Here is a 21,260-nt window from a genome sequence, read left to right as displayed (position 1 = left end):
ATGCGGATCGCCCGGATCGACCATTTCGTGCTGACGGTCGCCTCCATCGAGGCGACTTGCGCCTTCTACCGCGACGTGCTGGGGATGGAGGTCGTCACCTTCGCCGGCGGCCGCCGCGCCCTGTCTTTCGGCGCGCAGAAGATCAACCTGCACGAGGTCGGGCGGGAGTACGAACCGAAGGCCGCCCGCCCCACCGCCGGCAGCGGCGACTTCTGCCTGATCGCCGACACGCCGCTGGACGAAGTGATCGCCGAACTCAAGGCTCGCGACATCACCATAGAGGAAGGCCCGGTGAGCCGCACGGGCGCCACCGGGCCGATCCGTTCCGTCTATTTCCGCGACCCCGACGACAATCTGGTCGAGATCGCCAATTACGTCTGAAGGCGTTGCTCCGTCCTCAGCGTGCCTGCAGCATCCCCACCGCGCCGCGCGCGACCTCGTGCAGGTCGGCTTCGCCGCCGGACTGGACATGGGCGAACAGGCCGGCGCGCATGCGCGGATCCCAGAATTTGCGGATGTGGGTCGCCGTCTCCGTCACAGCCTCCTCATGGGGGTAGGTGGCGAAATGGACGGCGATCTGGTTCGCCATCCGGACCAGATCCTTGGCGTGGTTCGTGTGGCTCATCGGTGTCTCCGGAATGGGTTGGTATCAGCGGAACAGGATGACGGTGTCGCGGCGCGACAGCGCGCCCAGGGTCAAGTTGGCGTTGCGCGCCAGTTCAAGCGCCAGCGCCGTCGGGGCCGAGATGGTCGCCAGCAGCGGGATGCCCACCGCGGCGGTCTTCTGCACCAGTTCGAAGCTGCAGCGGCTGGTCATCACCACGAAGCCGCCGGCCGGGTCGGCACCTGAACCGGCAATGGCGCCGATCAGCTTGTCCAGCGCGTTGTGGCGGCCGACATCCTCGCGGGCCAGCCGGATGCTGCCGTCGGGCGCGCACCATGCCGCCGCATGGACCGATCGGTTGGCCCGGTTCATCGGCTGATGGTCCGGCAGGGCGCGGAAGGCGGCGGCCACGGCGGCCGGGTCGACCTCCAGCGCGGTTTCGATCTTGCGGGGCTCCCGAACGGCGTGGACAAGACTGTCCACGCCGCACAGGCCACAGCCGCTCCGCCCCTCCATGGAGCGGCTGCGCAGGCTTCCGCGCAGGAGACGCAGCGGGTCGACCGTCAGGTTGACGACGAAGCCCAGCGGCGTTTCCCGCACGGCGATTTTCTCGATATCAGCGGCGGTCCCGACGATCTCCTCGGCAAGGCTGAAGCCCAGCGCGAAGTCTTCCAGATCGGCGGGGGTCGCCATCATCACGGCATGGGACCGGCCGTTGTATTCGAAAGCGACCGCGGTTTCCTCCGGCACCTGCCATTCGACATCCGCGCCGTCCTCCATCCCGACACCGGCGGAAAAGCCGGTGCCGGTGACGGCAATGGAGCACATGAGGCTGTCGTCGGGACGGATGGAACCAGAAGGCATCGCGGTCATGCTTCCCACTCCTCAGGCCATTATTCGGCGGCGATGACGTTGGCGGCGGCGATGCGCTTGCGCTCGACGTCGTTCTTCGCGTAGTCGACCTGCCAGTCGGACGGCTGGTTGCTGCGGGTGACCTGCACCGCCGTCACCTTGTATTCGGGGCAGTTGGTCGCCCAGTCCGAATTTTCCGTGGTGATGACGTTGGCGCCGGTCACCGGGTGGTGGAAGGTGGTGTAGACGACGCCGGCCGGCATGCGGTCGGAGATGACGGCGCGCAGCGTCGTCGCCCCCATGCGGCTGGCGAGCGACACCATGTCGCCATCCTTGACGCCCCGGATCTCGGCATCCACCGCGTTGATCTCCAGCACGTCCTCCGGATGCCAGGCCACATTGGCGGTGCGCCGGGTCTGGGCGCCGACATTGTAGTGGGCGAGGATGCGGCCAGTGGTCAGCACCAACGGGTACATCCGCGTCGTCCGCTCGTCGGTCGGCACATATTCGGTGACCACGAAGCGGCCGAGGCCGCGGGCGAAGCTCTCGCCATGCATGATCGCCATGCCGGTGTCGTCGTCCTCGAAGCCGGTGCAGGGCCACTGGACGCTGCCGACACGGTCGAGCTTCTCGAAGCTGACACCGCGGAAGGTCGGGGTCAGCCGGGCGATCTCGTCCATGATTTCCGACGTGGTCTCGTAGTGCATCGGGTAGCCCATCGCCGTCGCCAGCGCACAGGCGACCCAATGCTCGTCCTTGCCGACCTTGGACGGCATCGCCTTGCGGACGCGGTTGATGCGGCGCTCGGCGTTGGTGAAGGTGCCGTCCTTCTCCAGGAAGGAGGTGCCGGGGAAAAAGACGTGGGCGAAGGCCGCCGTCTCGTTCAGGAACAGGTCCTGGACGATGACGATGTCCAAGGCTTCCAGTGCCGAGGTGACGTGGGTGGTGTTGGGATCGGACTGGACGATGTCCTCGCCCTGCACGAACAGGCCGCGGAAGCTGCCGTCATGCGCGCTGTCGAACATGTTCGGGATGCGCAGGCCGGGTTCCGGATCCAGCGTGACGCCCCAGGCGGCCTCGAACTCCTGGCGGACGGCGTCGTCCGACACGTGGCGGTAGCCCGGCAGCTCGTGCGGGAAGGAGCCCATGTCGCAGGAGCCCTGCACGTTGTTCTGACCGCGCAGCGGGTTCACGCCGACGCCCTCGCGGCCGATGTTGCCGGTCGCCATCGCGAGGTTGGCGATCGCCATCACCGTGCTGGAGCCCTGGCTGTGCTCGGTCACGCCCAGGCCGTAGTAGATCGCGGCATTGCCGCCGGTGGCGTAGAGGCGGGCGGCAGCGCGGACCTGATCGGCCGGGACGCCGGTGCGCGATTCCAGATGTTCCGGCGAGTTGCGGTGCTCGGCGATGAACGCCTCCCACTTCGCGAACTCCTTGGGATCGCAGCGCTCCTCGACGAAGGCGCGGTTCACCAGCCCTTCGGTGACGATGGTGTGGGCGATGGCGTTGACCACGGCGACGTTGGTGCCGGGCTGGAGCTGGAGGTGGTACTCGGCCTGGACGTGCGGGCTGCGCACCAGATCGATGCGGCGCGGGTCGATGACGATCAGCTTGGCTCCGGCGCGCAGGCGCTTCTTCATGCGCGAGCCGAACACCGGGTGGCCGTCGGTCGGGTTGGCGCCGATGACCAGGATGACGTCGGACTTGTCGACGCTCTTGAAGTCCTGGGTGCCGGCCGAGGTGCCGAAGGTCTGCGACAGGCCGTAGCCGGTCGGCGAATGGCAGACGCGGGCGCAGGTGTCGATGTTGTTGGTGCCGAAGGCGGCCCGGATCATCTTCTGGACGACATAGACCTCTTCGTTGGTGCAGCGCGACGAGGTGATGCCACCGATGGAGCCGCGGCCGTACTTGGCCTGCACCGCCTTCAGCCGCTCGGCGGCGTAGGCGATCGCCTCCTCCCACGACACCTCGCGCCATGGGTCGGTGATCTTCTCGCGCACCATGGGCTTCATGATGCGGTCCTTGTGGGTGGCGTAGCCCCAGGCGAAGCGGCCCTTGACGCAGGAGTGGCCCTCGTTGGCGCCGCCATTCTTCCACGGCGTCATGCGGACCACCGTGGTGCCCTGAAGCTCGGCCTTGAAGGAGCAGCCGACGCCGCAATAGGCGCAGGTTGTGATGACGCTGTGTTCGGGTTGGCCGTGCTCGATGATCGACTTCTCGGTCAGGGTCGCGGTCGGGCAGGCCTGGACGCAGGCGCCGCAGGACACGCACTCGCTGTCCATGAAGCTTTCCTTGGCGCCCGCTGACACCGTGGAGGCGAAGCCGCGGCCGTCGATGGTCAGCGCGAAGGTGCCCTGGGTTTCCTGACAGGCACGGACGCAGCGCGAGCAGACGATGCACTTCGAAGCGTCGAAGGTGAAGTAGGGGTTGCTCTCGTCCTTGGCAGCAGCGCGATGGTTTTCGCCGTCGAAACCGTACCGGACGTTGCGCAAGCCGACGGCACCGGCCATGTCCTGCAACTCGCAATCACCGTTGGCGGCGCAGGTCAGGCAGTCGAGCGGATGGTCGGAGATGTACAGCTCCATCACGCCGCGGCGCAGCTTAGCCAGCTTGTCGGTCTGGGTGTGGACCTTCATGCCGGGGGCGACGGGGGTGGTGCAGGAGGCCGGGGTGCCGCGGCGCCCCTCGATCTCCACCGCGCAGAGGCGGCAGGAGCCGAAGGGCTCCAGGCTGTCGGTGGCGCACAGCTTCGGCACGGTGATGCCGGCGTCCATCGCGGCTCGCATCACGGAGGTGCCTTCGGGAACGGTGATGGCGCGGCCGTCGATCTCCAGCGTCACCAGGGTCTCGGAGACGCGGGCGGGTGTGCCGTAGTCGGTCTCGTGGATGAGGGTCATCTCGGGTGCTCCTGGGTCGCTCGTTATTCGGCGGCGATGTGGGTGACGCGGACGGCCGGGGCTTTTTTGCGGAAGTCTTCCGGGAAGTGCTTCACCGCGCTGCGCACCGGATAGGGCGTCATGCCACCCATGGCGCAGAGCGAGCCGTCCACCATCACGTCGCAAAGGTCGGCGAGCAGTTCGAGGTTCGCATCGACGTTCTTGCCGGCGATGATCTTGTCCAGCGTCTCCATCCCGCGGGTCGAGCCGATGCGGCAGGGGGTGCATTTGCCGCAGGATTCCGCCACGCAGAATTCCATGGCGAAGCGCGCCTGCTGGGCCATGTCGACGCTGTCGTCGAAGACGACGATGCCGCCGTGGCCGACCATCGCGTCCTGCGCCGCGAAGGCCTCGTAATCCTTGGGCAGGTCGAACTGCGAGGGCGGGAGGTAGGCGCCGAGCGGACCGCCGACCTGCACCGCGCGGATCGGCCGGCCGGTGATGGTGCCGCCGCCATACTCGTACAGCAGCTCGTGCAGGGTGATGCCGAAGGCCTTCTCGACGATGCCGCCATTCTTGATGTTGCCGGCGAGCTGGAAGGGCAGCGTGCCGCGCGACCGGCCGACGCCAAAATCGCGGTAATACTCGCCGCCCTTGTCGAGGATGATCGGCACCGAGCAGAGCGACAGCACGTTGTTGACCACCGTCGGCTTGCCGAACAGGCCTTCCAGCGCCGGCAGCGGCGGCTTGGCGCGGACCATGCCGCGCTTGCCCTCCAGGCTTTCCAGCATCGCGGTTTCCTCGCCGCAGATGTAGGCGCCGGCGCCGACGCGGACGTCGAGGTGGAAGCTGCGGTCGGTGCCGTGGATGTTGTCGCCGAGCCAGCCCTCGTCATAGGCCAGCTTGATGGCATGGCGCAGGGTCGCGGTGGCGTGCGGGTATTCCGACCGCATGTAGACGTAGCCTGAGGTTGCCCCCACCGCGATGGCGGCGATGGTCATGCCCTCGATCAGACAGAAGGGATCGCCTTCGATGATCATGCGGTCGGCGAAGGTGCCGCTGTCGCCCTCATCGGCATTGCAGCAGACGAACTTCTCGTCCGCCTTGGCCTGCATCACCGTGTTCCACTTGATGCCGGTGGGGAAGCCGGCGCCGCCACGGCCGCGCAGGCCGCTGTCGGTGACGACCTTGACGATCTCCGCCTGGGACATCGCCAGCGCGTTCTCAAGGCCCCGGAAACCGCCATGGGCGCGGTAGTCCTCGACCGACAGCGGATCAATGATGCCGCAGCGGGCGAAGGTCAGCCGCTCCTGGTTCTTGAAATAGGGGATTTCCTCGGTCAGGCCGTGGCCCAGCGCGTGCTCACCCCCGGTCAGGAAGCCGGCGTCGAACAGGCCGGGCACGTCGGTCGGGGTGACCGGGCCGTAGGCCACGCGGCCTTCCGGAGTTTCGACTTCGACCAGCGGTTCCAGGTAGAGCATGCCGCGCGAGCCGTTGCGGACGATGCGCAACGGCAGGTCGCGCTTGGTGGCCTCGGTCCGGATAGCGGCGGCCACGGCGTCGGCGCCGACCGAGAGGGCGGCAGAATCGCGCGGGACGAAGACGGTGATCAGATGGCCGCTCATTGCGCGTGACCCTTGTGGCTGAGGGCGCGGGGAATCTGCTGGTGAGCCTGCGGGTTGGTCCGCGTCTCGGCCGCCAGTTCGTCGAAGCGGTCGGGCGAGACCCGGCCGTGCAGGTTCTCGTCGATCATGACGGCGGGCGAGAGGGCGCAGTTGCCGAGGCAGAAGACCGGTTCCAGGGTGAAGGCGCCGTCGGCGGTGGTGCCGTGGAAATCGACCTGCAGGCTCTTCTTGATGTGGTCGACCAGCGCGTTGGCGCCCATCGACTGGCAGGCCTCGGCCCGGCAGACCTTGATGATGTGGCGGCCGGGCTTTTCGCGGCGGAATTCGTGGTAGAAGGAGACGACGCCATGCACGTCGGCGCGCGAGAGGTTCAGCTCCGTCGCCAGAAGGGGGATGGCCTGTTCGTCGATATAGCCGAACTCTTCCTGCAGCGCGTGAAGGATCGGCAGCAGGGCGCCGCGCAGATGCCGATTGCTTTCGACAATCGTCATGGCGCGCTCAGCGCTCCACGGATGGCTTGCGTTCACGGGTGTCCCTCCTTGCGATCGTCCGCGCCGCACTTGAGGTCGGCGTCGTTCTGGCTTGGCTCTGTTGGCTTTTTCCAGGCGTCTCTCAGCGCCCGGCACCGTCAGAGTGTCGGAGGATACGGTATGCCAGCAAATTGTATTTTCCGATGGGCTGATAGCTTTTGGCTATCAGGAACGGCCCGTCAGCGGATCGCCACCCGCCAGGGGATCATCGCCTCGGCGACGCTGATCGCGATCCGGTGGGCGATGTCGGCGTCGGATGCCGCCACCGCCAGAGCCCTGGCCAGCGGCGGCGGCGGGTCGCGGTCGGCATAGGCGAGGCCGACGACGTGGCTCAGTTCCGGATCGACCAGCGGCAGGGCGATGATGTCGGCATTCGGCGGGACGACGGTCAGCAGCTGGCCGGGGACGATGCTGGCGCAGGTGCCGGTGCGCACGATGATGTAGAGGCTGACGATGGAGTTGGTCTCCATCGCCGCCTGCACCGTCCGCCCGGTCATGCGAAAGGCGGTGTCGGCGATGCGGCGGTTCTGCATGTCGGGCGTCAGCAGGCAGAGCCGCAGGTCGGCGGCCTTTTCCCAGGCGACCGCCCCCTGCGCGACCAGCTCCTCCGGCAACTCGTCGCGCCGCGCCAGCAGGTAATAGCGCTCGGTGTAGAGCGGCAGGGTGCGGACGTTGTTCAGCGGTTCGTTGTCGAGATAGGTGATGGCGGCGTCGAGTTCGAATTCGTCGAGACCGCGCTGGATCTCGCGCGAACTAAGCGAGACGATGCTGGAGCGGATGTGCGGGAAGCGCGTGGCGAAGGGCGTCAGCACATGCGGCACCGCCGGCAGAGCCGTGGGAATGGCGCCGAGCCGCAGATGGCCGGTGACGCCCTGGGCCAGGGCCAGCAGCTCGTGGCGCAGGTTGTCGCGCTCGCCGACGATGCGGCGGGCATATTCCAGCACCTTCATCCCCTCGGGCGTGAAGCCTTCGAACTTCTGGCCGCGCTCGACGATGGGGACCTGAAGCTCCTCCTCCAGCTGGCGGATGGCGTTGGAGAGGGTGGGCTGCGAGACGTGGCAGCTTTCCGCCGCACGGCCGAAATGCTTTTCGCGCGACAGAGCCAGCAGATAGACGAACTTGCGGAACATGCTCAGGCCGCCGGGTCGAAGGGCGGCACCGGCAGGCCCGGAACCTCCACCGCCATGGCGAACAGGCCGCCGGACTGCGGGAAGCGCTCCAGCTCGTCGGCCGGGCGGCCGGCGCTGGCGGTGGTGACGTAGAGCGTGCGCAGGTCGGGACCGCCGAAGGCGACCATGGTCGGGCAGCGCGCCGGCAGCGGGTGTTCCGACAGCAGGCGGCCATCGGGGGAGAAGCGCGCGACCCGCCCGCCCTCATAGAGCGCCGTCCAATAGCAGCCCTCCGCATCCACCGCCGCGCCGTCCGGCCGGCCGCGGTCGCCCTCCTTCGGCTCCAGCCGGATGAAGACCTCGCCGTCGGAGATCGCGCCGGTGGCCGGGTCGTAGCGGTAGCGGCGGACGGTGAAGGTCGGCGTGTCGGCGTGGTAGAGCGTCCGCCCGTCCGGGCTGAAGGCGAGGCCGTTGGAGGTCAGCAGCCCGCCGGCCAGCACCGCCAGCCCGCGCCGGTCATAGCGGTAGAGATGCGCCTTGCCGCCGGCCTTCGGCTCGTCCAGCGTGCCGGCGAGATAGCGGCCGGCGGGATCGGTCTTGCCGTCGTTGAAGCGGCTGGCGCCCTGGTCCTCCGGATTGGCGGCGAGACGGGTCACCGGCCGCCCCTCCCCGTCCAGCTGCCACAGGCCGGAGCGCAGGCCGGCGATGAAGCCGCCGCCCTTGCGCGGGGCGACGCAGCCGATCTCCTCCGGCAATTGGGTAACGCGGTTGGCGCCGGTGGCGGGATCGAAGCGGTTCAGCGCCCGGCCCTTGATGTCGACCCAATAGAGCGCCTGTTCGTCCACCGACCAGACCGGCCCCTCCCCCAGCTTGGCACGGGCGTCGAGCACGCAGGTGAAGGCGGTCATCGCGTGATCCTCACTGTTCCAACGGACCCGCAGGGTCGGACAGATCGGCCGCCCGATCAAGCCCGCCGGTGGGGGCGCCGGTGGGCGGCGGGATGGAACAGCGTGGAACAGGATCCGGCGGATGTTCCATCGGCCGGCGGGGCCGCTACCGGCGCGGGGAGAAGGGACCGGCGGCGCGGCGGCTGACCGGGCCGGGGGTGAGGTTGGGGTAAGGCTCATGCTGGTTGACGGTCCAGGGGAAGACGCCCTGGGGCCCCTCACCCTCCGGCCGGGCCAGGATGGCGGCGACGGCGCGCGGGTCGGGCGGCATGCGCTCGCGCAACGCGCCGGGGAGGTCGTCGTCCAGTTCGGGGACGGTGACGGCGGGGGGATCCTCAGGTTTGGGAGCGGGTTTGGCGGCGGGCTGAGGATCGGGCCGGGGGTCGGCTTGCGGGGCTTGCCGCTTGGGTGCGGCCATGTCGAGGCCGGCGAAGAGGCCGAGCCGTTCGGCCAGCCAGCGCACCGTCGCCGGATCGCCGGAGGAGACCAGCCGCTCGATCTGCTCGGCGACCAGGATGCGCAGCGAGGACAGGCGCAGCTCGGCCTCGCGGTTCAACGCCTGCCGTTCCCACCACACCCTGTGACGGAAATCCTTGGAGCCGTAATAGGCGCGCCACAGCGTGGTGCGGCTGCAGCCCATGGCGCGGGAGACATGGAGGAAGCTGCTGCCGCGCGCCAGCATGCCGGCGGCCATGATCCATTGCTCCTCGTGGAACTGCGACCCAGGGACCAGCGAGCCTTCGGCGGGCACCGGCGGCTCCTCGGCCCAGCAGGGGAAACGGTCACCAAGAGCGTTGGGGGCGAGGGTGCGGCTGTCGAGGGGCATGGGGTGGCTCCGCGAATGAGTGGGCATTGCGGAGAGGGTATGGGATTTTTGTCCTGTAGTGGGGAGATTTTGGGAAAAGGGGGGTGGGCGGAGATGAGAATGACAGCTTGTGGTTCAAAACAGACATCATGAAGAGTCAAATGCCAAGATCAAGCTTGGATTCCCTTTTTCATTGATACATGATAATAAGAATCATCCATCGGTAGGCGAATTATAGACAATATGCCTCCGCCGTTGCGCAGGCACGATCGGGACGAAAATTATGAAAATATATTCTGTAGAGGTTGAAAACTTCCGAGGCATTCGTTCCGCGAAGCTAGTCTTGCCTAGCCATGCGGTTATCATTGGGGATAACAACACTGGAAAATCTTCACTGCTAGAAGCGATTGACCTTGTCCTCGGCCCGGATCGATTGAATCGACGTCCGCCAATCGACGAACACGATTTTTATCAAGGTAAATATCTCGCAGTTCCCGCCGAAGGCGCAACGCCCACCGAAGCGCCCAAGATCATTATCAAACTGACAATCATTGACTTGTCAATCGAGCAAAAAGCCCGATTTGGCGACTATGTAGAGTGGCTGAAAACAGGAACGGGCGATTTTTATGATGACCCAAATCCGAATGGAGTAGATGCGGCCGATATCGCTGCGGCGCTGCGCGTAACATTTATAGGCGCTTATGATTCCGAAGAAGATGATTTTGAGGGCGCAACCTACTTTAGCCGCAGCATCGTAGAATCAGACACACCAACCATATTCTCAAAGAAGGACAAGCAGCACTGCGGCTTCCTTTTTTTACGATCACTGCGCACAGGATCCCGAGCGCTAAGCCTCGAGCATGGCAGTCTACTTGACTTGATACTTCGTCTAAAAGAAATCCGCCCGCAGATGTGGGAGGATACGATTTCTACGCTTTCTGGTTTGGACGTGGCGAGCGATCCGAAGTTAGGCATTTCGGGTGTGCTCGACAGCATCAACAAGTCGCTAAAAAAGTATGTGCCTCGAGAATGGGGAATGAAGCCACATCTCAAGGTATCAAGCTTAACACGAGAACATCTTCGCAAGGTAGTAACTGCGTTCATTGTTACAGGCAACGGCGATCATGCCGCTCCGTTCTTTCGACAAGGGACAGGCACGATTAACATGCTGGTATTAGCAATGCTTTCCCAAATTGCCGAAGACAAGCAGAACGTAATATTTGCCATGGAGGAAGTGGAGACGGCAATTCCGCCGTATGCGCAAAAGCGCATTGTTCATGAACTCCGCAAACTTTCAGCTCAGTCGATTTTTACCTCGCACTCGCCTTACGTGCTGGAGGAATTCAGTCTCGATGAAACAGTCATCCTTTCGCGGTCAGACGACGGCGTACTAAGACAAGGAAAGGTCACACTTCCGGAAAGTGTGAAGCATAAACGCTATCGGCAAGAATTCCGGACGCGATTTTGCGAGGGGCTTCTGTCACGACGCGTACTGATCGCCGAAGGTGCGACAGAAGCAACTTCTTTCCCGATTGCCGCTCGAAGATTAGCAGAGCTGAATCCTGCTACCTATGCATCACTTGAAGCGCTAGGTATCTGTGTGATTAATGCAGGAACAGAAAGCCAGATTGCGGACCTCGCCAGTCTCTACAGGAGTCTTGGCAAGAGAATTTTTGCACTCTGCGATAAGCAAACAGATGCAGCAAAAGCTGCTATTGAAAATCAAGTTGAACAACTTTTTATGCACGGGGAAAAAGGCATTGAAAATCTTGTTCTCAAGAATACAACCCAAGAGGCCTTAGAACGTTTTGCTGATAGTCTCGAGTGGCCACCGCATCTTATAGAAAAATATCCGGTTCCGAAATCACAGGCAATTGCCGCGCTGACCGATTATTTTGGGTGGTCGAAGGGAAACTGGGGCATTGCTGACTTCATAGCTCAATGTAGTGAAGACGAAATACCAGAGTGGCTGCGCGAATCCTGCGCGACACTGAAGGTTCTGTGTGATCCGCCACCTCCTCCGCCTCCGGTTGCAGAACCAACATTGGAGTTGACTGAGGCGGTCTCATAGCTGGAGGTGAGAATGGTGGATCTAACTGACGCACAAATAGATGTCATTCGCACCAATGGCCACCAACTCGTAACGGGTGGCCCTGGTTCGGGCAAGACAACTGTCTCTATCCTGAAAGCTGCGAAGATTGCACAAGAAAATCTAGGTCCAGAACAACGGATTCTCTTTTTGAGTTTTGCGCGTGCGACGGTTTCACGCGTGCTAGAGGCAATCGACGAGGAACGCCAGATCACACCACAAGAAAAGAAGCGTATTGAAGTCGACACCTATCACTCATTCTTCTGGAGAATTTTAAAGACGCATGGCTACCTCATTGGCTTCCCTCGACGAATATCAATTCTAACCCCGCCGAATGAAGCGATTGCATTGTCGGGCATTCGTAGTGAGTATAAGTCAGAGAAAAAACTCTCCGAAGAGGAAAGGGCCGAAAAGCGAGGGCGCGAAGAAGCCGAGCGTATTCGGCTAGCGACGCAGGAGGGAAAGGTTTGCTTTGATCTTTTTGCCGGCTGTGTGGGTGCTCTTCTGCACGGATCTCGGAATGTGCGAAACTTGGTCTCGATAATGTATCCCTTTATCATTCTCGATGAATTCCAAGACACGAGCGCCCATCAGTGGTCAGTTGTGCAGGCTTTAGGGATGGGGAGCACACTAATAGCGCTCGCCGATCCAGACCAACGCATCTTCGATTTTATCGGAGCTGATCCTAAGCGCCTAGATCATTTCAAGGCAGCCTTCAATCCAACGGTTCACGATCTCGCCAGCGATAATCATCGTAGCAAAGGCACAGAAATAGCGTTGTTCGGCAATGATATTCTTGCCGGGAAGTTTCGCCAGAATATTTATCAAGGAGTCGAATTCAAGATCTTTGAATCAAACCCGAACCAAGCATTCGCGACTTTGGTAACGCAGGTGCTGCAGGCTCGAAAGCGCCTAATTGATAGCGGTAATAAAGATTGGTCTATCGCTATCCTTGTTCCAACAAAACGGATGACACGTATTGTATCTGACGTTCTTCGAGAGCCATATGGCTCTTTACCGGCGATCAACCATACGGCTGCTGTCGATATGGAAGGGCCAATACTTGCCGCAGAGATTATCGCATTCCTGCTAGAACAAGGCACCGACACCAATTTCTTTAATGAATTTATTCATCTTCTTTGCAGCTATTTCCACGGGCGAGGTGGCGCTGTTCCGACTAAGGGAGATATGAATGAGGCAACTCGATTCCAAGCTGCACTGGCGAAGTGGAACGAATGCAGAACTCTAGAAAGGCCGACGCCCGCTAATAGTGTGCTGAAAACAACCTTTGCAGTTTACACAGCGGCAACATCATTAACGTTAACGGGCGATCCCGACAATGACTGGATGGCGGTACGGAGGGTTCTTGAAACCGGTACCTGTTCCCGTCTGAAAGACGTTGCAAATGACGTGCGGAACGTCCGTTTGCTCCAACGGGGAACCGTGCTTCGACAGAGCTTGGCCCAGAATTGGCGTGACTATGGCAAATATCATGATGCACTAGCGATAACTCGGCAGTCTTTTTTGCAGGAACATTTTGCTGCGGCGCACAAACCGGAATCTGGTGTTGTCGTAATGAACATGCACAAGGCCAAAGGAAAGCAGTTTGATGAGGTCATTATTTTTGAAGGCTGGCCTAAGCGTGCTAGAGGAGAAATTGTTGCCAATCCCGATCGGATCGTAACTGCCAATTCTCAAGTCGGTTCAATGAGTCACGCGCGCCAAAACTTTCGAGTAAGCATTACACGCGCAAAATCTCGCACCACGATACTTACCCCACGGGATGATATCTGCGTACTACTAACAGCAAGCGTCTGCTAAGAGTGCCAGTACACCCAATTTCCCAATGAGTTTTCTTCCCCAAACAAAATCCGCTCCCGGCTCAAAGCAAACCTCACCGACAGTTCACCATTTGGCAAATTCCCTGTCACCCGCAGAGGTTTATTCCCCAGCCGCTACCCCATCGCCTCCACCGCCCTCCGCGACGCGACGCAGCGGGTGACTTCGGTCAGCAGTTGCACGCGGTCGATGGGCTTCGGCACATGGCAGTCCATGCCAGCCTCGTAGCATTGGGCGATGTCGTCCGGGAAGGTGTTGGCGGTCAGCGCCACGATGGCGACGCGGGACTCCGGGCCGGGCATGGCGCGGATGGCCCGCGTCGCCTCCAGGCCGTTCATCACCGGCATGTTGATGTCCATCAGGATGGCGTCGAACCGCTCGCGGCCAACCGCCTCCACCGCCTGGGCGCCGTCCGCCACCGCCGCGACGCTGTGGCCGGCCTGTTTCAGCAGGGTGACGGCCAGAAGGCGGTTCATCTCCACATCCTCCACCACCAGGATGCGCAGGGACTCCGTCGCCGGGGCCGCCGGGGCCGCCGGGGCCGCCGGGGCCGCGGGTGACGGCGTGGGCGGGGGCGGCTCGGCTGCCGACTGGGGGGCCGAGCGGGTGGCCGATCCGGCGGGCGGCTCCGCCGGCAACTCCGGGGCCGGCGCCGGGGACGGGATGGAGGACGGGAGGGCGGCGGGCGGGGGCGGCGGGCGCAGGCGGTCCAGGCGCTCGCGCAGCTCCGCCGGGTCATAGGGCTTGGCGATCAGGTCGTAGCCGCCCATCGCCACGTCGTCGGCCACCACCGCATGGGCGGCGAAGCCGGAGGCCAGCAGGACCGGCAGGTCGGGGCGCAGGCGCCGCGCCTCGCGCGCCAGCTCGGCGCCGTTCATGCCCGGCGGCATCACGATGTCGCTGAACAGCAGGTCCAGCGGCTCCGGCCCGCGCAGCACCAGCAGGGCCTCGCCGGCCCCCGACGCGGCGGTCACCCGGTGGCCCCAGCTGCGCAGCAGGGCGCAGCCGTGCTCCCGGATGTTGTGGTCGTCCTCCACCATCAGGATCGACAGGCTGGGCCGGGGGGCGGGAAGCCGGGCGGCGGGCAGAGGGGCGCCGGCAGGCGGGGGGCGCCCTCGGGGGCCGCGCGGGCGGGCGGGAAATGGATGGTGACGGTGGTGCCCTGCCCCACCCGGCTGGCCAGGGTCAGCGTGCCGCCATGCAGCTCCACCAGACGGCGGGTCAGCGGCAGGCCGAGACCGGCGCCCTCGGTCTGGCGGTTCTCCGGGCTGGCGACGCGGGCGTAGGCCAGCAGGACGCGGCCCAGATCCTGTTCGGGGATGCCGACGCCGTTGTCGCGCACCTCCAGCAGCAGGCCGCCGTCCGGGGCCGGGGCGGCGGTCAGCGACACCGTGCCGCCGGAGGGGGTGTATTTCACCGCGTTCGACAGCAGGTTCAGCAGGATCTGGCGGATGCGGCGCTCGTCGCCGCGCATGTGGCGGGCGGCGGGCTCCACACTTGCCGAGAGGGCGATGCCGGCGCGGGCGGCGCGCGGGGTCAGCAGGCGGATGGCGAAGGTGGCGGCGGCGTCGAGGTCGACCGGATCGTCGTCAAGGGTCAGCTGGCCGGATTCGGCGCGGACATGGTCGAGGATCTCGTTGATCAGCTCCAGCAGATGCTGGCCGCTGTCGCGGATGTTGACGGCGAAGTCGCGGTAATGGGCGGTGCCGACCGGCCCCTCCGACTCCCGCGCGATCAGGTCGGCGAAGCCGATGACGGCGTTCATCGGCGTGCGCAGCTCGTGGCTCAGGCTCGCCAGGAACTCGGTCTTGCTGCGGCTGGCCGATTCGGCGGCGTGGCGGGCGTCCTGAAGTTCGGCCTCCATGATCTTGCGGGCGGTGACGTCGCGCTCGACGCTGACGTAATCCTGCGGGGCGCCCCAGTCGTCGGTGACCAGCCGCACCGCCGCCTCGATCCACACCCAGCGGCCATCGGCATGGCGCAGGCGATAAGTGGTCTTCAGGGTCGGGCGGTCGGGGGTCAGGCGGGCGAGGCCGGCGGCGAGGGCGTCGCGGTCGTCGGGGTGAACGCGCTCCACCAGCGGGCGGCCGATCAGCTCGGCCGGCGGGCTGCCCAGGCTGTCGCGCGTCGCCTCCGAACAGAAACGGCGCACGCCGTCCAGGCCGATGCGGCCGATGATGTCGGTGACGCTGCGGGCCAGCAGGCGATAGCGCGCCTCGCTGGCGCGGATCGCGCGTTCGGCCTCGTGGCGGCGGGTGATGTCGCGGGCGCCGACCGACAGCATGACGATGGCGCCGCTCTCGTCGCGGATCGGCACCTGCGACACCTCCCACCAGCGGGTGACGCCGTTGTGGGTGTGCTGCTCCTCGAAGCGGGTGGGGGCGCCGGCGTCGATGCAGGATTGCAGGTCGGCCATCACCTTGGCGGCGAGGTCCGGCGGCAGCAGGCGGTCGAGCGGCTGGCCCTCCGCCTGCTGGGCGCGGTCGCCCATCATGGCAAGGGCGGCGGCGTTGGCGCAGTGCAGGGTGAAGCTGCCGTCGGGGTTGACGCGGACGATGGCGAGGCTGTCGGCGGAGCTGTCGAAGACGGCGCGGAACAGGGCGGCGCTCTCGGTCAGCGCGTCCTCGTCGGTGATGCGGCGGTGCTCCCGCGCCAGCATGGTGCCGAGCAGGCCGATACCCAGCGTGGTGAAGGCGACCAGCGGCAGCGCCGCCTCCTCCATCACCCGCATGGCGAGGTCGAGGTCGGGCAGCAGCAGGAAGGCCAGCAGGGTCAGCGGCGTCATCGCCAGACCGAATAGCGACAGGAGGCCGAAGCCGAGGGCGCCCTTCCCCCTTCCCTGGCCGCTTCCGCCCTGCCCGGCGGCGCGGCGCTCCATCGGACGGGCCAGCAGCGGCGCGGCCAGCGCGGTCAGCAGGATGCCGCCGAGGCCGGACAGCGCGCCGACGCCGCCCAGCCACAGCCGCACCGCGCCGGCGATGGCGGCCGACAGCAGGGCCGCCGGCAGGCCGCCGAACAGCCCGGCCAGCCCGACCATCGCGTTGCGCAGGTCGATCAGCACCCCACCCGCCACCGGATAGGCGTCCAGCATCGAAATGGCGGCGGCCGCGCCGAACAGCAGGCCGGAGAGGAGCGCGAAGGCACGGCGTCGGCGGGCGCCGAACCGGCGCAGCACATGGCGGTAGGCCAGCAGAACCAGCGCCAGCAGGCCGACGCCGTGCGTCAGGGCGATGACGATGCCCGTTCCCATGCTTCCGCCCTCCCCCGCGCCCGCAAAGCTTGACGCGAACTTTTACACAGGCAATCAAACAAGAAGAAGAAACGATTCGAAACAGTCATACCGCCTTTTTTCCTACTACTACCGATGATGGTGGCTTGACCGGCGGCGTTACGTGGATGTCGTGTTTGCCCGGCGGTTCGGCTAGGATGGCCCGGCGAGTTGTTCGTGGTCGTCTTGTTCTCGGTGGCTTCGGCATGTTCTTGAAGATCTTCTCACGGAGCCTGGTCGCCCGAACGACGGCATCGGCGGTGTTGCTGGTGTCGGTGCTGGTCGCCGTGCCGATGATCGTGCTGATCCAGGCCGATGTGCGGAACACCCGCGCCGAGCTGGCCATCCGGGCGGAGATGGCGACCCGCATCGTGCTGGAGGATGTGACCAACGCCCTGTGGGACCTCGACCCCGAAGAGGCGGCGACGGCGCTGAACCCGCTGCGCTCGATCGACAGCTTCGCCGAGGCGGTGATCCTGGGCACCCATGGCGAACGCTTCGCCGTCTACCGCAAGCCGGGCACCACCATCGGTGCGGAGGACGCCGCCACCGTGGCGGCGGTGCCGCTGACCCACCAGGACCGCGGCGGCGGCACCCGCAGCATCGGCACCCTGCTGGTCAGGCTGGACACCGGGCCGACCGACGACGCCATCCGCCACCATGTGCTGGTGCTGGGCGGGATCGGCGCCGTGACGCTTCTGCTGGTGGTGCTGGGCGTGATCTGGGCGACGCGCGGCATGACGCTGCCCATCGCCGGCATGACCCGCGCCATGGACGATCTGGCGGCCGGCGACGTGACGGTGACCGTGCCGGTGCGCCACCGCGACGACGAGATCGGCCGCATGGCCAGGGCGCTCGGCACCTTCCGCCAGAACGCCATCGATCTGCGCGCCGCCAAGGAGCGGGCGGAGCAGGCGGTCGCGTCGAAGGCCAAGTTCATGGCCGCCGCCAGCCACGACCTGCGCCAGCCGGCCCAGTCGCTGCTGATGCTGACCGCCATGCTGCGCGCCACCGCCCCCGATCCGAAGGTGGAGGATTCCGCGCGCAAGATCGAACAGGTGGTGATGACGCTGAAGCAGCTGCTCGACGAGCTGCTGGAGGTGTCGCGGCTGGATGCCGGCGGCGTCACCGCCAACAAGGCGGTGCATGAGGTCGCCGACCTGTTCGAGGCGCTGGATTCGCAATATGGCCCGGTCGCCCGTGGCAAGGGGCTGGCCTTCGCCGTGCCGCAACACCGCGCGGCGGTGCTGACCGACCGGGTGCTGCTGCTGCGGCTGCTGGGCAACCTGATCGACAACGCGATCCGCTACACGAATTCCGGACAGGTGCAGGTCGCCTGCCTGGAATCCGGCGGCTGCCTGATCGTCGAGGTGCGCGACACCGGCATCGGCATTCCCGCGGACCGGCTGGACGCCATCTGGGAGGAGTTCCACCAGATCGGCAACCCGGAGCGCAACCGCGACAACGGCATCGGGCTCGGCCTGTCGATCGTCCAGCGGCTGGCCACGGTGCTGGACCACCCGGTCAAGGTGCGCTCCACGCCGGGGAAGGGCTCGGTCTTCTCGGTCACCGTGCCGCTGGCGCCGGTGGAGCGGTCCCTTGCGGATGGGACGGCGGACGAGCCGGTGCCCCCTGCCCTGTCCCTCGCTCCGGCTCCCGCCCCTGCCCCGGCTGCCGCCAATGGCGCGGTGGTGGCGACGCTGGCCGACGCGCCGGCGAAGGACGGCGAGATCGCGATCCTGGTGATCGACGACGACCAGTTCGTGCTGTCCGCCATTTCGATGTTCCTCACCACGGCGGGCCACCGCGTCGTCGGCGCCTCCACGGTCGCCCAGGGACTGCGCTCGGTGGAGGACGGCACCGTCCGGCCCGACGCGGTGATCGCCGATTACCACCTGTCGGCCACCGAGAACGGCCTGGACTTCATCGAGACGGTGTGGCGGCGGCTGGGGCTGCGCATTCCGGCGGTGCTGATCTCCGGACGGCTGGACGGCGCGGTGGCGGCGCGCGCGGCGGAGATGGGCGTCACCGTGGCCGCCAAGCCGATCATGCCGGACCGGCTGTCGACCCTGGTGGAGCAGATGACCGCCGGGCGGCCGGCGGCGGCGCTTCCGCTCGGCACCGCCACTCCGCATAAGACCCTGAGCGAATGACGGCATCGGCCGGGAGCCGGATGTTTAGTACCAAAATTATCTCACATATCCCGCTGTGCTGTGGCACAACAATCGGGCTGCGCCCGAGGACGGTCCTGCAACCCTGTCCAAGGGCGGAAAAAGAAGCAACCTCGGAGGATCCCATGCGCGGCGCCACCACGACCGACATCACCCGTGCCCGTGACATCATCGCCGGCTTCGACTTCGGCTATGTGGTCGAACGCGCCGTCGCCTCAGGCATGACCCGCAGCACGTCCGGGATCGCATTGGCCCAGCTGAAGGACTTCCTGCTGGCCTGCGCCGAGCATCCGGACCGCGACATCGTCCCGCAGTCCGCCGCCTGCGACGATCTGTGGCATGAGTTCATCGTCGCCGACACCCGCGCCTATTTCCGCTTCTGCGAGGCGGTCTATGGCGAATACCTGCATCACAACGGCGTCGCCGTTCCGGCCGAGCGGATGGCCGCCGCCCGCACCGACAGCGCCCGCCTGTTCGCCGGTGCTGACTGCCTGCGGGAAGCCGCGAAGGCTGACTGCCTGCGCGAGGCGGCGACGGTCGACTGCCTGCGTGAGGCGAAGGCTGCGGATTGTCTGCGCGAAGCTGCGCAAGCCGACTGCCTGCGTGAAGCCAAGCCGGCCGATTGCCTGCGTGAGGCGAAGACTGCGGACTGTCTCCGCGAAGCCGCGAAGGCCGATTGCCTGCGGGAAGCGAAGACTGCGGACTGTCTCCGCGAAGCTGCGAAGGCCGATTGTCTCCGTGAGGCCAAGCCGGCCGACTGTCTGCGCGAAGCACGGTCGCAGGGCGCCGCCTGACGCGGCACCGGCTTCAGCGAAAAGCCCCTGTCCGGCAGCGGACAGGGGCTTTTTTCATGCGGTCACCCTGCCCTGCCCCGCGCCGGCTCAGCCGAAGTTCAGGCCGCCGAACGGGGTGATGAAATTCTCGCTCAGCACATTCCCGCGCAGCGCGACATAGTCCGGCACCACCAGCGGAATCACCGGCAGCTCGTTCATCACCAGACATTCGGCGTCCTTGTAGACCTCGGCACGGCGGCTGGGATCGGGGATGGCCATCGCCTGTTCGATCAGAGCATCGAACTTCGGATTCGACCAGCCGACCGGATTGAAGCGGCTGCGGCTGCTGAACAGCTCGTCCAGGAAGTTCATCGGGTCGGGGTAGGTGGCGGTCCAGCCGAACAGGAAGGAATCATAGTCGCGTCGGCGGGACCGCGAGATGAATTCCTGGCGCGGAGAGATCACCAGCTTCGCCGGAATGCCGGCGTTGTTCCATTGCGAGACGTAATAGACGAACTCCCGCCGGTATTCCGGAATGACCGCGACCTGGAAGGGATCCATGCCGCGGCCCTCCGGATATCCCGCCTCCTCCAGCAGTTGCTTCGCCAGCATCGGATGGTAGGCCAGCGGCTCCAGCCTTTCGTTCGACAGCAGCGCCGGCGGAACGATGCCGTTGTGGACGGTCGCCACCCCGCGGAAGAAGCGCTCCGCCATCGCGGTGCGGTCGATCAGCAGCGACATCGCCCGGCGCACCCGCAGATCGGCGAAGGCCTTCACCCGGCGAGGATCGAGCGCGACCACACGCGTCTGCATGCGCGGCACGTTCGACAGCCAGCGTTTGAAGCCGGGATCGTCCATCACCCCGCGCAGCGCGTCGGTGTCGACGAAGGTGAAGTCGATCTGGCTGTCGTTGAACAGCGTGATGCCGTCGTTGCCGATGCCGGTGGCGAGGAAGGACACCCGCTCGAATGGCACCGCACCGCCGCGCCAGCCGGGATTGGCCTCCACATCCATGCGGATGCCGTCGTTCGACCGCACCAGCCGGTAGGGTCCGGTTCCGGCCGACATGGTGCGGAACCAGTCCGGGCCGGCCTTTTCCGCCGCTTCCACATCGACGATGTTCAGCCGGGCGAAGGGGAAGACGGCGCAGGGTTCGTCGCAGACCACCTCAAGCGTCCGGTCGTCGACCACGGTGATGCCCGACAGCCCGGCGGCGGTCTTCGCCCGCAACTCGCGAAAGCCCCGCACCTTGGACAGGGCCAGCACCGCGAAGTTGGCGCCATCACCGGCCAGGGCCGCCTCGAAGCTGCGCTTGACGTCGGCGGCGGTCAGGGGGCGGCCGGTGTGGAAGGTGACGTTGTCGCGGATGGTCAGCCGCCAGCGGCGGGCATCCTCCGACCCCTCCCAGGCGGTGGCGAGGCCGGGGAGGATGCGGCCCTGGGGATCGACCGTGGTCAGGCTCTCATACATCGAGCCGAGGACCTGACGCGCGACCAGATCATTGACGGTCAGCGGGTTGATCGCGCCGGGCAGGGCCTTCAGCCCGATCCGTAGGGCAGGGGCGGCGGCCATCGCCGGACGCGGCAGGGCGCCGGCCAGCCCGGTCGCTCCAAGGAGGCTTCCGAGCAATCCCAGGAACTGTCGTCTCTGCACCGCCGGCATCGCTGATCCGTAAGGTCGATGGTCTCGTCACTGATCCTTACCATGGGGCAGGGCAGGCGGTCACCCTGGCCGACCGCCAGAGGCTTTCGCAATCGAAAGCAACCGTGGGA

At 65.5% G+C, this 21,260-nt stretch carries 16 protein-coding genes; 5 read left to right on the top strand and 11 right to left on the bottom strand.

The features are described from left to right. Complete coding sequence (locus ACCD06_RS26910) at positions 1–381, top strand: VOC family protein (RefSeq protein WP_109075156.1); 381 nt, start codon at positions 1–3, stop codon at positions 379–381. A gap of 16 nt (positions 382–397) precedes the next feature. Here the strand turns inward: ACCD06_RS26910 and ACCD06_RS26905 are convergent, their stop codons facing one another. The 8 genes from ACCD06_RS26905 to ACCD06_RS26870 form a co-directional block, all read right to left on the bottom strand. Further along, positions 398–625, bottom strand: coding sequence for a formate dehydrogenase subunit delta (locus ACCD06_RS26905; RefSeq protein ID WP_109075155.1), 228 nt, complete (start codon positions 623–625; stop codon positions 398–400). Positions 626–649: 24 nt separating this feature from the next. Next, a complete protein-coding gene (gene fdhD, locus ACCD06_RS26900) occupies positions 650–1,477 on the bottom strand; it encodes a formate dehydrogenase accessory sulfurtransferase FdhD (RefSeq protein ID WP_109075154.1) in 828 nt (275 codons plus the stop codon). Between the two features lie 20 nt (positions 1,478–1,497). Next, positions 1,498–4,353, bottom strand: coding sequence for a formate dehydrogenase subunit alpha (fdhF, locus tag ACCD06_RS26895; protein ID WP_413344759.1), 2,856 nt, complete (start codon positions 4,351–4,353; stop codon positions 1,498–1,500). Positions 4,354–4,376: 23 nt separating this feature from the next. Then, positions 4,377–5,957: a formate dehydrogenase beta subunit gene (locus tag ACCD06_RS26890; RefSeq protein WP_413344757.1), complete on the bottom strand. Its 1,581-nt coding sequence runs from the start codon at positions 5,955–5,957 to the stop codon at positions 4,377–4,379. Then, positions 5,954–6,484: a formate dehydrogenase subunit gamma gene (locus tag ACCD06_RS26885; RefSeq protein ID WP_109075151.1), complete on the bottom strand. Its 531-nt coding sequence runs from the start codon at positions 6,482–6,484 to the stop codon at positions 5,954–5,956. The genes ACCD06_RS26890 and ACCD06_RS26885 overlap by 4 nt, the downstream gene beginning before the upstream one ends. 182 nt (positions 6,485–6,666) lie before the next feature. Then, positions 6,667–7,617, bottom strand: coding sequence for a LysR family transcriptional regulator (locus tag ACCD06_RS26880; RefSeq protein ID WP_109075150.1), 951 nt, complete (start codon positions 7,615–7,617; stop codon positions 6,667–6,669). Between the two features lie 2 nt (positions 7,618–7,619). Continuing rightward, entirely contained in the window at positions 7,620–8,504 is an 885-nt protein-coding gene (locus ACCD06_RS26875; protein WP_413344754.1) for an SMP-30/gluconolactonase/LRE family protein, read from the bottom strand. Between the two features lie 145 nt (positions 8,505–8,649). Then, complete coding sequence (locus tag ACCD06_RS26870; protein ID WP_109075148.1) at positions 8,650–9,369, bottom strand: hypothetical protein; 720 nt, start codon at positions 9,367–9,369, stop codon at positions 8,650–8,652. Positions 9,370–9,631: 262 nt separating this feature from the next. On the opposite strand from ACCD06_RS26870, the gene ACCD06_RS26865 reads away from it, so the two are divergent. Next, complete coding sequence (locus ACCD06_RS26865) at positions 9,632–11,419, top strand: ATP-dependent nuclease (protein WP_413344752.1); 1,788 nt, start codon at positions 9,632–9,634, stop codon at positions 11,417–11,419. A 12-nt stretch (positions 11,420–11,431) separates the two neighbouring features. Then, the gene (locus tag ACCD06_RS26860; RefSeq protein ID WP_109075146.1) at positions 11,432–13,258 is read left to right on the top strand and encodes a UvrD-helicase domain-containing protein; all 1,827 of its coding nucleotides are present in this window, start codon (positions 11,432–11,434) and stop codon (positions 13,256–13,258) included. A 134-nt stretch (positions 13,259–13,392) separates the two neighbouring features. On the opposite strand, the gene ACCD06_RS26855 is transcribed toward ACCD06_RS26860, so the two are convergent. Both ACCD06_RS26855 and ACCD06_RS26850 read right to left on the bottom strand, forming a co-directional pair. After that, on the bottom strand, positions 13,393–14,316 hold the full coding sequence (locus ACCD06_RS26855) for a response regulator (protein ID WP_413344750.1): 924 nt from the start codon (positions 14,314–14,316) through the stop codon (positions 13,393–13,395). After that, the gene (locus ACCD06_RS26850) at positions 14,316–16,526 is read right to left on the bottom strand and encodes a PAS domain S-box protein (RefSeq protein ID WP_413344748.1); all 2,211 of its coding nucleotides are present in this window, start codon (positions 16,524–16,526) and stop codon (positions 14,316–14,318) included. The genes ACCD06_RS26855 and ACCD06_RS26850 overlap by 1 nt, the downstream gene beginning before the upstream one ends. Before the next feature lie 224 nt (positions 16,527–16,750). Here ACCD06_RS26850 and ACCD06_RS26845 point away from each other — a divergent pair, with 224 nt between their 5' ends. Together ACCD06_RS26845 and ACCD06_RS26840 are read left to right on the top strand one after the other, a co-directional pair. After that, positions 16,751–18,697, top strand: a complete 1,947-nt coding sequence (locus ACCD06_RS26845; protein WP_413344746.1) for an ATP-binding protein — start codon at positions 16,751–16,753, stop codon at positions 18,695–18,697. Positions 18,698–18,840: 143 nt separating this feature from the next. Beyond that, on the top strand, positions 18,841–19,509 hold the full coding sequence (locus ACCD06_RS26840) for a hypothetical protein (RefSeq protein ID WP_247871575.1): 669 nt from the start codon (positions 18,841–18,843) through the stop codon (positions 19,507–19,509). 87 nt (positions 19,510–19,596) lie between these two features. On the opposite strand, the gene ACCD06_RS26835 is transcribed toward ACCD06_RS26840, so the two are convergent. Beyond that, on the bottom strand, positions 19,597–21,117 hold the full coding sequence (locus tag ACCD06_RS26835; protein WP_247882627.1) for an ABC transporter substrate-binding protein: 1,521 nt from the start codon (positions 21,115–21,117) through the stop codon (positions 19,597–19,599). Positions 21,118–21,260: the final 143 nt, after the last annotated feature.

Source organism: Azospirillum sp. CT11-132 (assembly GCF_047302835.1).
GTDB lineage: Bacteria > Pseudomonadota > Alphaproteobacteria > Azospirillales > Azospirillaceae > Azospirillum.
The sequence above is the reverse complement of the archived record's forward strand: the minus strand, read 5'-3'. Positions and strand labels throughout refer to the sequence as shown.